12 protein-coding genes are annotated in these 12,851 nt (G+C 70.5%); 9 read left to right on the forward strand and 3 right to left on the reverse strand.

Features of this window, described 5'->3' with window-relative positions; genetic code table 11:
* On the forward strand, positions 1-950 hold a 950-nt coding region (locus FOY91_RS21800; RefSeq protein WP_162527277.1), incomplete at its 5' end, for a hypothetical protein.
* 15 nt (positions 951-965) lie between these two features.
* Here the strand turns inward: FOY91_RS21800 and pdeM are convergent.
* The 3 genes from pdeM to FOY91_RS18140 form a co-directional block, all read right to left on the reverse strand.
* Positions 966-1,628: a ligase-associated DNA damage response endonuclease PdeM gene (gene pdeM / locus FOY91_RS18130; protein ID WP_145154948.1), complete on the reverse strand. Its 663-nt coding sequence runs from the start codon at positions 1,626-1,628 to the stop codon at positions 966-968.
* A gap of 35 nt (positions 1,629-1,663) precedes the next feature.
* The gene (locus FOY91_RS18135) at positions 1,664-2,047 is read right to left on the reverse strand and encodes a hypothetical protein (RefSeq protein WP_145154950.1); all 384 of its coding nucleotides are present in this window, start codon (positions 2,045-2,047) and stop codon (positions 1,664-1,666) included.
* 99 nt (positions 2,048-2,146) lie between these two features.
* Entirely contained in the window at positions 2,147-4,564 is a 2,418-nt protein-coding gene (locus FOY91_RS18140) for a ligase-associated DNA damage response DEXH box helicase (protein WP_145154952.1), read from the reverse strand.
* Positions 4,565-4,601: 37 nt separating this feature from the next.
* Between FOY91_RS18140 and FOY91_RS18145 the strand changes: the two genes are divergently transcribed.
* The 8 genes from FOY91_RS18145 (at position 4,602) to FOY91_RS18175 (ending at position 12,785) form a co-directional block, all read left to right on the forward strand.
* A complete protein-coding gene (locus tag FOY91_RS18145; protein WP_145154954.1) occupies positions 4,602-5,600 on the forward strand; it encodes a ligase-associated DNA damage response exonuclease in 999 nt (332 codons plus the stop codon).
* 91 nt (positions 5,601-5,691) lie between these two features.
* Positions 5,692-6,591, forward strand: coding sequence for a pirin family protein (locus FOY91_RS18150; protein WP_145154956.1), 900 nt, complete (start codon positions 5,692-5,694; stop codon positions 6,589-6,591).
* Positions 6,592-6,702: 111 nt separating this feature from the next.
* Entirely contained in the window at positions 6,703-7,377 is a 675-nt protein-coding gene (gene hisG / locus FOY91_RS18155; protein ID WP_145154958.1) for an ATP phosphoribosyltransferase, read from the forward strand.
* Positions 7,374-8,693, forward strand: coding sequence for a histidinol dehydrogenase (hisD, locus tag FOY91_RS18160; protein ID WP_145154960.1), 1,320 nt, complete (start codon positions 7,374-7,376; stop codon positions 8,691-8,693). The genes hisG and hisD overlap by 4 nt, the downstream gene beginning before the upstream one ends.
* Positions 8,690-9,148: a transcription antitermination factor NusB gene (gene nusB, locus FOY91_RS18165; RefSeq protein WP_203234625.1), complete on the forward strand. Its 459-nt coding sequence runs from the start codon at positions 8,690-8,692 to the stop codon at positions 9,146-9,148. Before hisD ends, nusB begins: the two co-directional genes overlap by 4 nt.
* A gap of 37 nt (positions 9,149-9,185) precedes the next feature.
* Entirely contained in the window at positions 9,186-10,151 is a 966-nt protein-coding gene (thiL, locus tag FOY91_RS18170) for a thiamine-phosphate kinase (RefSeq protein WP_145154962.1), read from the forward strand.
* On the forward strand, positions 10,141-10,290 hold the full coding sequence (locus FOY91_RS21805; protein ID WP_162527278.1) for a hypothetical protein: 150 nt from the start codon (positions 10,141-10,143) through the stop codon (positions 10,288-10,290). Before thiL ends, FOY91_RS21805 begins: the two co-directional genes overlap by 11 nt.
* A 341-nt stretch (positions 10,291-10,631) precedes the next feature.
* Positions 10,632-12,785 carry a sodium-translocating pyrophosphatase gene (locus tag FOY91_RS18175; RefSeq protein WP_145154964.1) on the forward strand — a complete coding sequence of 718 codons (2,154 nt, stop codon included), beginning with the start codon at positions 10,632-10,634 and terminating at the stop codon, positions 12,783-12,785.
* Positions 12,786-12,851 lie beyond the last annotated feature (66 nt).

The raw sequence follows: 12,851 nt of genomic DNA on the forward strand, positions 1-12,851 counted from the left end.
GGATACGATCGCGGCTGAAATGGGCGCTGGGGATCGAACGATCGGAGCTGGAGGTGCAGGCGTTCGCCGGGGTGATCTACGCCGCCGCCGAGGGCAGCCGCGATCGTATCCCGGCCATGCGCGCCCTCGCGCTCGCGCTGCAACGGATCCGCGCGCGGCCGGACATGCCCGCAGCGATGGCGTGCGAGCGGCTTTATTACGAGGCGCTGCCCCCGGCCGACCGGCGCGCGGAGCTTTGGGCACTGCGCGACCGCTTCGCCCGGGTGGCGACACCCAGCGCGCTTGCCTCTTACAACGCCAACCGCATGGCCGACATCGCCGCGATGGACGACGGCCAGATCGCCGCCGAGGTGCGCTCGCTGCTCAGCTACACGCACAAGAGCTACCAGTTGACCCAGGTGCGCGAGGTCGCCGCCGGGCGGCTGAAACGCTGGCTGCTGTGGTCCACCGTGGTGTTCCTGATCCTGCTGGCCTGCGCGGTGTTCAACTGGGCGGCGGTGCTGGGCATCACCGCGCCGCGATCCCTGTTTCTCGGTCTCGCCCTCGTGATGCTGGCAGGCGCGGTCGGCGCGGTGATGAGCGTGACGCGGCGGTTGCAGGGCGCGATCGACAGCCAGGTGCTGGCCGAGGATCCGCTGTTCGAGATCGCCGCGCTGGAACTGGGCCGCAGCGGAATCATGCTGTCCTGCCTCACCGGCTCCATTTTCGCCTTGGTGGTGTTCGCGATCTTCTATGGCGATGTCGGCAAGGTGCTGGGGCTGAACGGCGGCTTCCTGTTTCCCGCCCTCAGCGGCCACATGCTGGGGCGCTATGCCGGCATCGCGCCCGCGCTCGGCCTCGCCGGGGATGGCGATGCCGCGCGGATGCTGCTGATCGCGTTCGTCGCGGGCTTCGCCGAGCGGCTGGTGCCCGATTCGATCGACCGCATCCTGCATCAGGGCCGCAAGTGACCTGCGGCGGCGGGCTCAGGCGGCGAGCGGGAAACGCAGCAGCCGGTCCGCCACCGGCACCAGCGCCTGCGCCGGGCGCCCGGCGGCGCGCACGATCGCCGGGTCGGCGGCGTCCAGCCCCCCGGTCAGCGCGCCGAACGCGGGCAGGATCAGCTTGCTCGGGCTGGCGACGAAGCAGCGCCGGGCGATTCGTCGCCCGCGCAGCGTGACATACAGGCGCGGGTGGAAATGGCCCGACAGCTCCGGGCGCGGATCGTGCCGGTCCGCCTCGTGGCGCAGCACCAGTCCGTCGACCTCGGCCTCCTCCACGATCGTGCCGCCGCAATGGTCGGCGAAACCCGCGTCGTGGTTGCCGGTGATCCAGGTCCAGCGGGTGCCGCCGGTCAGGGCGCGCAACATGTCCCGCGCCCGGTCGGGCAGGCGCTCGCAGCCGTGGCGGTCGTGGAAGCTGTCGCCGAGGCACCACACCTCGGTGGCGTCGCAGGCGGTGACGAGCGCGGTGAGATCGGCCAGCGTGGCGATCGAATCATAGGGCGGCAGCATCTGGCCGCCGCGCGCGTACCAGCTCGCTTTCTCGAAATGCAGATCGGCGACCAGCAATGCACGACGTGCGGGCCAGAACAGCGCGCCCTGCCCCAGTGCCATCAACTCCGTACCGCAGAACGAAAAGCGAACCATGCCGCCGCTATGCCGCGCGATGGCGACCAAGGCAATCAGTCGTGCTGGGCGGCACCGTTCATCGGCAGGCCGGTGATCCGCGAGGGACCGCGGCGCAATTTCATCCGCTGCTCGAACGAGGCGACGAGTTCGTCGCGGTTGGTCCGGTCGAACGTGTCGAACCGCTGGTTGGCGGCCACGGGCGAGGCACCCGCCACCCCCTGCCCGACGATCGAGGCGACCGCCATGCGGCGATAGACCGCCGTCTCGTCCTGACAAACCCGGGTCACGCCGCGCGAGAAGCTGTCGCTGTCGATCCGGCGCACGATCGCCGCATCCAGTTCGGTCGACAGACAGCGCATGTAGGCGGTCTGCGCGCCATCCAGCCCGCCGCCCAGCGATGCGGAGGCGAGGATGATGGTGAGAAGTGGCACGGCCATCGCAACGATCCCTTCCTGCTCGGCCCCGGTCCTTACCGCACGACTCCCTAGGGAGGGGTTAAGTTCCCCACCGGGCGCCACCGCGTGCCCTCCAGGTGCTCAGTCCGCCATGGCCTCGGCCGCCAGCGCCTCCGCCTCGATCAGCAGCGCGTCGTCGGCGCCGCCGTGCGTCACCCGTTCCCGCCCGATCAGTACCAGTACTGGCACGGCCAGCGGCGAGACGCGTTCCAGATCGACATGCAGCATCGTGCCGGCCGCGCGTTCGAGCAGGTTCGCCAGCCGCCCCACGTCCGTCATCCGTGCGCGCGCATCGTCCCACGCGGCGCGCAGCAGCAGATGGTCCGGCTCGTAGCGGCGCAGCACGTCGTAGATCAGATCGGTGGAAAAGGTCACCTGCTTGCCCGTCTTGCGCTTGCCCGGATGCTGCCGTTCCACCAGTCCGCCGATCACCGCCACCTCGCGGAACGCGCGCTTGAGCAGGTTCGACTGCTGCACCCACTCGACGAACTCGTCCTGCAGGATGTCGTTCGAGAACAAGGGGACCGGATCGATCACCGGCTTCAGCGAGGTCACCGCCACGGCATAGTCGCTCGCCACGAAGCCGATCGGTTGCAGTCCGCGTGTCTCCATCCGCCGGGTCAGCAACATGCCGAGCGACTGCTGCGCATTCCACCCCTCGAAGCAGTAGGCGACCATGTAATAGCGCCCCTCGCGCGGGAACGTCTCGACCAGCAATTGCCCGGGCCGGGGCAGCACCGAGCGGCGATCCTGCATCTCCAGCCAGTCGCGCACGTCGTCGGGGAAGCGCGGCCACTGGCTGCGGTCGTGCAGAAAACCGCGCACCCGGTCGGCGAGGCTGGTCGACAGCGGCATCCGCGACCCGCCGTAGGTGGGAATGCGCGCCGGCTTCTTCGAGGCGTGGACGATCAGGTCCTCGGTGTCGATCTTCTCCACCTCGCAGGTGATGCCGGCGAAGAAGAAGGTGTCGCCGGTGGAAAGCTGGGCAGCGAACCCCTCCTCCACCTTGCCCAGCGATCGGCCGTTGCGGAAACGCACGTTCAGCATCGTCGCCTCCACGATGATGCCGGCGTTGAGCCGGTGCTGCGCCAGGAAACGCGGATGGCTGACCCGCCAGAGCCCGTCCGCATCCTGCGTCAGCCGCTTGAAACGGTCGTACGCCTTCAGCGAATAGCCGCCCGATTCGATGAAGTGGAGGACATGGCCGAACACCTCGGCCGACAGCGCGGCATAGGGCGCGGCGCGGTTGACCTCGGCCAGCAGCGCCGCCTCGCTGAACGGGCCGGCGCAGGCGATGCCCATGATATGCTGGGCCAGCACATCCAGCGCGCCGGGGCGGAAGATGTCCGGGTCCAGCTCGCGCGCATCCACCGCATCGAGCGCGGCCTGCGCCTCGAGATATTCGAAACGGTTGCCGGGCACGAGCAGCGCCCGGCTCGCCTCGTCCAGCCGGTGGTTGGCGCGGCCGATGCGCTGCAACAGGCGCGACGACCCCTTGGGTGCGCCCATCTGGATGACGAGATCGACATCGCCCCAGTCCACCCCAAGATCGAGGCTGGCGGTGCAGACGAGCGCGCGAAGCCGCCCCTCGGCCATAGCGCCTTCCACCTTGCGTCGCGCCTCCTTGCTCAGCGATCCGTGGTGGATGCCGATCGGCAGCTGCTGCTCGTTCTCCTTCCACAGATCCTGGAAGATCAGCTCGGCCAGGCTGCGCGTGTTGCAGAAGACGAGCGTGGTGCGGTGCGCCTCGATCTGCTTCATCACCTGAGGTGCTGCATAGCGGCCCGAATGGCCGGACCACGGCACCCGCCCCTGCGGCAGCAGGATCGCGATCTCGGCCTCCGCCCCCGCCTCGCCCTCCACCAGCGCCACCGCATCGATGTCGCCATCGGACGAGAGCCAGCCGCGATAGCCATCGGGGTCCGCCACCGTCGCCGAGAGCGCAACGCGGCGCATGTCCGGCGCCAGCGTGGTCAGCCTCGCCATGCACAGGCCGAGCAGATCGCCGCGCTTGCCCGTGGCGAAGGCGTGCACCTCGTCGATCACGATCGTCCGCAGATGGCCAAGCAGTTTCGCGCTATCGGGATAGGAGAGCAGCAGGCTGAGCGACTCGGGTGTGGTCAGCAATATCTGCGGCGGCTTCACCCGCTGCCGCGCCTTGCGGTCGGAGGGCGTGTCGCCGGTGCGCGTCTCCACCCGGATCGGCACGCCCATCTCCTCGATCGGGGTGAGCAGGTTGCGCTGCACGTCGATCGCCAGCGCCTTCAGCGGCGAGACGTAGAGCGTGTGCAGCGTATCGACCGGCGCCTCGATCAGCTCGACGAGGCTGGGCAGGAAGCCGGCCAGCGTCTTGCCCGCGCCGGTGGGCGCCACCAGCAGCGCATCGCGCCCGGCGCGCGCGGCATCGAGCATCGCCAGCTGGTGCCGGCGCGGCGCCCAGCCCTTTGCGGCGAACCAGTCGGCGATCGGGGCGGGAAGGGCGGCGGTTTCTCCAGGCACCGCTGGAACTTAGGGACGCGCCGACCATATCACCAGCATGGCGCGCCTCGGCTCATGGATCGAACCCCACCCCGAGGGCATCTACATCCCCTCGGCCGATGCGTGGGTCGATCCCTCGCAGCCCAAGCCCCGCGCGCTCGTCACCCACGGCCATGCCGATCATGCGCGCGGCGGGCATGGCGCGGTGCTGGCGACGCCGGGGACGCTCGCCATCATGGAGACGCGCTACGGCCCGCAGACCGGCCAGCCGGTCGCCTATGGCGAGACGGTGCGGCTGGGCGACGTTTCCGTTCGCTTCGTGCCGGCCGGGCATGTGCTGGGATCCTCGCAGATCGTGCTGGAGCGCGGCGCCGAGCGCATCGTCGTCTCGGGCGACTACAAGCGCCGGTCCGATCCCACCTGCGATCCGTTCGAGCCGGTGCCGTGCGATATCTTCGTGACGGAGGCGACGTTCGGCCTGCCGGTGTTCCGCCACCCCGATACCGGGGCCGAGATCGACCGGCTGCTGGCCGCGCTCCACGCCAACCCCGATCGCTGCGTGCTGGTGGGCGCCTATGCGCTGGGCAAGGCGCAGCGCGTGATCGCCGAGGTGCGCGGGCGCGGCCACGACGCGCCGATCTTCATCCACGGCGCGATGGAGCGGCTGTGCGCGCTGTATCAGGCGCACGGCGTCGATCTGGGCACGCTGATCCCGGCGACCGGGCTGAAGGCCGCGGACATGCGCGGCGCGATCGTGGTGGCACCGCCCTCCGCGCTCAACGATCGCTGGTCGCGCCGACTGCCCGATCCGATCACGGCGATGGCGTCGGGCTGGATGCGGGTGCGCCAGCGCGCGGTGCAGAAGAACGTGGAACTGCCGCTTGTCATCTCCGACCATGCCGACTGGGACGAACTGACCGACACGCTGATCGAGATCGCGCCCACCGAGGTATGGGTGACGCACGGTCGCGAGGAGGCGCTGGTCCACTGGTGCATGACCCGCCAGATAAAGGCCCGCGCACTCGATCTGGTCGGCCGCGAGGACGAGGACGACTGACGGCGGTCCGGCCGGGCGGCGCCCGCGATTGCCCCGCCGGGCGGGGCGGCCTATCCCGGCCGGACTTCATCGGACAGGCCGGAGCATCGCCATGACGGACGACCTCATCTTCCAGACGATCCAGCCGGTCACGCACGATCTTGGCGGGTTCAGCGTGCATTGCACCCTGCCCTCCCGCCCGCGCACGATGGTGGGGCCGTTCGTGTTCTTCGACCAGATGGGGCCGGCGGTACTCGCGCCGGGCACCGGCATCGACGTGCGGCCGCATCCGCACATCAACCTCTCCACCGTCACCTACCTGTTCGAGGGCGAGATCGACCATCGCGATTCGCTGGGCACCTTCGCCACGATCACCGGCGGCGCGGTAAACCTGATGACGGCGGGCGGCGGCATCGTCCATTCGGAGCGCAGCCCGGCCGATGCGCGTCCTGCCGGCCCGCCGCTGTCGGGCATCCAGACCTGGCTGGCGCTGCCCGACGGCCGCGAGGAGATCGCCCCCGCGTTCGAGCATGTGCCCGCTGCCGCGCTGCCGGTGATCGAGGCGGGCGGCGCCACCGCGCGCGTGGTGATGGGCACGCTGTGGGGCGCGACCTCGCCCGTCACCGCGCACGCGCCGACGATCTATGCCGACATCGCGCTCCTGCCCGGCGGATCGATCCCGATCGACGCCGACGCGGACGAACGCGCGCTGTATGTGGCGACCGGCGAGGCCAGCCTCGACGGGATGCCGCTGGCGCCGATGACGCTCTACGTGCTGCGCCCCGGCATCGCCGCCACGCTGCGATCGGCCACGGGCGGGCGGGTGATGCTGGCCGGCGGCGGCGCCTTTTCCACCCCGCGCCATGTGTGGTGGAACTTCGTCTCCTCCTCGCGCGACCGGATCAACCAGGCCAAGGACGACTGGAAGGCCGGCCGCTTCCCCACCGTGCCCGGTGACGACGCAGAGTCCATCCCCATCCCCGAGGTGCCGCTGACGGTAAGCTATCCCTGACGGGGTCCGTCATCCCGGCGTGCGCCGGGATGGTTTCGCCGCGCCCCCTCACGGCCCGTATCGCTCACCTTTCTTGCGGACGGGCGCGCGCTCCCCTAAGTCGCGGCCATCATGGCAGAGCCGATCATCCTCGCGATTCCGAAGGGGCGCATCCTCGTCGAGACGCTGCCGTTGCTGGCGGCGGTCGGCGTCGTGCCCGAAGCCGCCTTCTCCGACGAATCGAGCCGCGCGCTGCGCTTCGCCACCAACCGGCCCGATATCGGCCTCATCCGGGTGCGCGCGTTCGATGTCGCCACCTTCGTGGCGCATGGCGCGGCGCAACTCGGCATCGTCGGCTCCGACGTGCTGGACGAGTTCGACTATTCCGAACTCTACGCACCGGTGGACCTGAACATCGGCCACTGCCGCCTGTCCGTCGCCGAGCCGGCCGAACTGGCCGAGGGCGACGACCCGCGGGAGTGGAGCCACGTCCGCGTCGCCACCAAATACCCCAACCTCACCGCGCGCCACTTCGCCGCGCGCGGCGTGCAGGCGGAATGCGTGAAGCTGAACGGGGCGATGGAGATCGCGCCGGTGCTGGGCCTGTCCAGCCGGATCGTCGATCTCGTGTCGTCCGGCAGCACGCTGAAGGCCAACGGGCTGGTCGAGGTGGAGGTCATCACGCAGGTTTCCGCCCGGCTGATCGTCAACCGCGCCGCCTTCAAGACCCGCGCGGCCGAGATCGTGCCGCTGGTCGAGGCGTTCCGCCGCACCGTGGCGGCCAAGACGGGCGTGCGGGCGGCATGAGCGGACCGCTGCGCCTCGATTCGCGCGATCCCGGCTTCGCTGCCGCCTTCGCCACGCTGGTCGATGCCCGGCGCGAGGCGGACGAGGACGTCTCGCGCGATGTCGCCGCGATCGTCGCGGCGGTGCGCGCGAACGGCGATGCGGCGCTGGCCGACTACACCCGCCGCTTCGACGGGCACGACCTCGACACGACCGGCTGGCGGGTGAGCGACACCGAGCGCAAGGCGGCGCTCGCCGGCATATCGGGCGAACTGCGCGACGCGCTGGAACTGGCCGCCGACCGCATCCGCACCTACCACGCGGCCCAGCGCCCGGCGGACAGCGACACGGTGGATGCCGCCGGCGTCCGCCTCGGCGCGCGCTGGGGGGCGGTGGAGGCGGCCGGGCTGTACGTGCCCGGCGGCCGGGCGGCGTATCCCTCCTCCGTGCTGATGAACGCGATCCCGGCACGGGTGGCCGGTGTCGACCGGCTGGCGATGGTGACGCCGACGCCGAACGGCGAGATCAACCCGATGGTACTGGCCGCCGCAGAGATCGCCGGGGTGGACGAGGTGTGGCGCATCGGCGGCGCGCAGGCCATCGCCGCGCTTGCCCACGGCACCGCCCGGATCGACCGCGTGGACGTGGTTGTCGGCCCCGGCAACGCCTGGGTGGCGGAGGCCAAGCGCCAGCTCTACGGCGTCGTCGGCATCGATATGGTGGCCGGCCCGTCCGAGATCGTGGTGGTGGCCGATGGCGCCAGCGACCCAGCGTGGATCGCCGCCGATCTGCTCAGCCAGGCCGAGCATGATCCGACCAGCCAGTCGATCCTGTTCACCGACGACGCCGCCTTCGCCGATGCGGTGGCGGCCGAGGTGCTGGCGCAGATCGACACGCTGGCGACCGGCGCCACCGCGCGGACGAGCTGGACCGCGAACGGCGCGATCATCCTGCTCGCCTCGCTCGACGAAGCGCCCCCGCTGATCGACCGGCTCGCGCCCGAGCATCTGGAGCTGGCGGTGGACGACCCCGCGCCGCTGTTCGCCCGCGTGCGCCACGCCGGGTCGGTCTTCCTCGGCCGGCACACGCCCGAGGCGGTCGGCGATTATGTCGCCGGGCCGAACCATGTGCTGCCCACCGGGCGGCGGGCGCGCTTCGCCTCCGGCCTGTCGGTGCTCGATTTCATGAAACGCACCAGCTTTCTCTCGCTGGACGAGCGCGCGATCGCCGCGATCGGCCCGGCGGCGGTGGCGCTCGCCCGCGCCGAGGGGCTACCCGCGCACGGCCGCTCGGTGGCGATGCGGCTGGGCACGCAGGCATCCGGATCGGACCTATGACGAAGAAGATCAACGAACGCTCGCGCAGCCGCTCGGCCGCGCGTCTCGCCGCCGTGCAGGCGCTCTACCAGCGCGAGATGGAGAATACGCCGCTGCCCAAGCTGCTGGACGAGTTCCACCAGCACCGGCTGGGCAAGACGATCGAGGACGTGACCTACAACGACGCCGAGATCGATTTCTTCGATGATCTGGTGCGCGGGGTGGATGCCCGCCGCGACGAGATCGATACGGCGATCACCGCCAAGCTGGCGAGCGGGTGGACGATCGAGCGCCTCGACAAGCCGATGCGCCAGATCCTGCGCGCCGGCACCTACGAGCTGATCGCCCGCATCGACGTGCCGACCGGCAGCGTCATCAGCGAATATGTCGACGTGGCCGACGCATTCTACGCCAAGCGCGAGAAGGGCTTCGTCAACGGCCTGCTCGACGCGGTGGCGAAAACGGTCCGGGCGTGAACCGCGCCTCCCCGCCACGGGGAGGAGCCGCTCGCGCATGACCCACGAGGCCGCCTTCATCGCCGCGCTGCGTGCGCTCGCCACCGATCCCGCCGCGCGCGGCCTGCGGGACGATGCGGCGGTGCTGCCGGTCGCGGCCGGCGATCTGGTGCTGACCCACGACATGCTGGTGGAAGGCGTCCACTTCCTCCCCGACGATCCGCCGGGCGACGTGGCGTGGAAGCTGGTGGCGGTGAACCTTTCCGATCTCGCCGCCAAGGGCGCGGCCCCGCTCGGCCTGCTGATGGGCTGCGGGCTGGCAGGCGGCGGGCCGGACGGCGACGACACGTGGGATGCGGGCTTCGTCGCCGGGCTGGGCGCGACGCTGGCGGCGTTCGCCGTGCCGCTGCTGGGCGGAGACACGGTGCGGATGCCGCCGGGCGGGCCGCGCACGCTGGGCCTCACCGCGATCGGCCGCGCGCCCGCCTGCGGCGCGCCGATCCGCGGCGGCGCGCGTGCGGGCGACGTGCTGTGGGCGAGCGGCACGATCGGCGACGCCGGCGCGGGCCTCGCCATCGCCCGCGCCGGCCGGGGCGATGCCACCCTGCGCGATCGCTACCGCCGGCCGGCCCCGCGTCTCGCCGCCGGCATCGCGCTGGCACCCCACGTCACGGCGATGGCGGACATCTCGGACGGGCTGTTGATCGACGCCGGCCGCATGGCCGAAGCGAGTGGGCTGCGCGCGGCGATCGATCTCGACGCGGTGCCGCTCTCCCCCGCGCTCGCGGCATGGGGCGGGCAGGATCGCGCCGCGCGCCTCGCCGCCGCCACGGCGGGCGACGATTACGAACTGCTGTTCGCCGCCCCGCCCTCCGCCACCGCGACGTTGTTAGCGCTTCGTCAACCTCTCGCGCTCAACCTGACCCCGATCGGATGGTTCGAGGCGGGCACGGGGCTTGCCCTCACCGATCGCGCGGGCGCGATGCCGCTGCCCGAACGGCTGGGGTACGAGCATGGCGCATGACGGCGGCGCATCACGGTTGCGGCGACGCGGGGCGATCATGCTGGCCGGGCTGCTGGCCGGCCTCGCCAGCGCCGCGCTGCTGAATGCGGCGCTGGACCTGCGCCCCGTGGCACCCTCCGGTATGCACACCACGATCTGACATAAGAGGCCCCCGACCGCTCATCCTGAAAGGCTGACCGGGAATTCGACGCCGACGCCTTATCCGTTCAACATGTGAATTGATCCAGCCGCCCCCCGCCCCTGTGTCGAGCGAAGTCGAGACACCGAGCGTTGCGCTTGTGGCCCGCCCCTCGACTTCGCTCGGGGTATGGAAATAAATTCCGTATCTCCGGCCGGACTTTCAGGATGATCCGTTCCGGCGCGCGCCGCCGGCCGCGCTTGCCAAAGCCCCTTATCCCCAGCATGTTCGCCCCCAAGCGCGCGGCCCTGTTCCCTTGCGTCATCGTATGGCCGCGACGACATGATAAAGGGGATGAGAGGATGCCGAGCGTCTATCTGGCGATCGCCTGCGGGCTGATCGCGATCGTCTATGGAATCGTCACAAGCCGGCAGGTGCTGGCGCAGTCGCCTGGCAACGCGCGGATGCAGGATATCGCCGCCGCCATCCAGGAGGGTGCGCGCGCCTATCTCGGCCGCCAGTATCGCACCATCGCGGTCGTCGGCGTCGTCGTGGCGGCGCTGGTGTTCTTCTTCCTCGGCGCCACCTCGGCCATCGGTTTCGTGCTCGGCGCGCTGCTGTCGGGCGCGACCGGCTTCATCGGGATGAACATTTCGGTGAAGGCCAACGTCCGCACGGCGGAGGCGGCGCGCACGTCGTTGCAGGCGGGGCTGACCACCGCGTTCCGCGCGGGCGCGGTGACGGGGATGCTCGTGGCCGGGCTGGCCCTGCTCTCGATCGCGATCTTCTTCTGGTATCTCACCGGGCCGGCCGGGCACGCGCCCAACGACCGGACGGTGGTGGATGCGCTGGTCGCGCTGGCGTTCGGCGCGTCGCTCATCTCCATCTTTGCGCGGCTGGGCGGCGGCATCTTCACCAAGGCGGCCGATGTCGGCGCGGATCTCGTCGGCAAGGTGGAGGCCGGCATCCCCGAGGACGACCCCCGCAACCCCGCCACCATCGCCGACAACGTGGGCGACAACGTGGGCGACTGCGCCGGCATGGCGGCCGACCTGTTCGAGACCTACGTCGTCACGATCGGCGCGACGATGGTGCTGGTGGCACTGCTGGTGGGCGGCACGGCGGCGGAACTGGGCCGGCTGATGAGCCTGCCGCTGCTGATCGGCGGGGTGTGCATCATCACCTCGATCATCGGCACCTACATGGTCCGGCTCGGCAAGGGCCAGTCGATCATGGGCGCGCTCTACAAGGGGTTCTGGACGACGGCTTTGCTGTCGATCCCGGCGATCTATGCCGTCTCGGTCTATGTGCTGGGCGATCTGGACGCGGTGATCGGCAGCGCGCGCGAGGCGGCGGGCGCCGAGGTGGAGGGGCAGGTCGCCCGCGCCGCCGTGGGCGCGGGCTTCACCGGCATGGACCTGTTCTGGAGCATGATGGTGGGTCTCGCCGTCACCGGGCTGCTGGTGTGGATCACCGAATATTACACCGGCACCAACTACCGCCCGGTCAAGTCGATCGCCAAGGCCTCGGAGACGGGGCACGGCACCAACGTGATCCAGGGGCTGGCGATCAGCCTCGAGTCCACCGCGATGCCCACGCTCGTGATCTGCGTCGGCATCATCGTGGCCTACCAGCTGGCCGGGCTGATCGGCATCGCCTTCGCCGCCACCGCGATGCTGGCGCTGGCCGGCATGGTCGTCGCGCTCGACGCCTACGGCCCCGTCACGGACAATGCCGGCGGCATCGCCGAGATGGCCGGGCTGGAGCATGAGGTACGCCTGCGGACCGACGCGCTGGATGCGGTGGGCAACACCACCAAGGCCGTGACCAAGGGCTATGCGATCGGCTCGGCCGGCCTCGCCGCGCTGGTGCTGTTCGGCGCCTACACCACCGACCTCAAAGAGTTCTTCCCCGGGCTGAGCGTCGATTTCTCGCTCAGCAATCCGTACGTGATCGTCGGGCTGCTGCTCGGCGCGCTGCTGCCGTACATCTTCGGCGCGTTCGGCATGACCGCGGTGGGCCGCGCCGCCGGGGCCGTGGTGGAGGAGGTACGCGCGCAGTTCCGCGACAATCCCGGCATCATGCTCGGCACGTCGCGGCCCGATTATGCGCGCACCGTCGATCTCGTCACGCGGGCGGCGATCCGCGAGATGATCGTGCCCTCGCTGCTGCCGGTGCTGGCGCCGATCGCGGTCTATTTCCTCATCACCGCCGTGGCGGGGCAGGCGGAGGGATTCGCCGCGCTCGGCGCGCTGCTGCTGGGGGTGATCGTGTCCGGCCTGTTCGTCGCCATCTCGATGACGAGCGGCGGCGGCGCGTGGGACAATGCCAAGAAATATATCGAGGACGGCAACCACGGCGGCAAGGGATCGGAAGCGCACAAGGCGGCGGTCACGGGCGACACCGTGGGCGACCCCTACAAGGACACCGCCGGCCCGGCGGTGAACCCGATGATCAAGATCACCAATATCGTGGCGCTGCTGCTGCTGGCGGCGCTGGCGCACGGGGCGGTTTGAGGGAAAGGGGGGGGAGTATCGGGTGCCCCTTACACACATCTGACGTTGCCGAAGTGCCCTGACGAT

Source organism: Alterirhizorhabdus solaris, assembly GCF_007785815.1.
Classification (GTDB): domain Bacteria; phylum Pseudomonadota; class Alphaproteobacteria; order Sphingomonadales; family Sphingomonadaceae; genus Alterirhizorhabdus; species Alterirhizorhabdus solaris.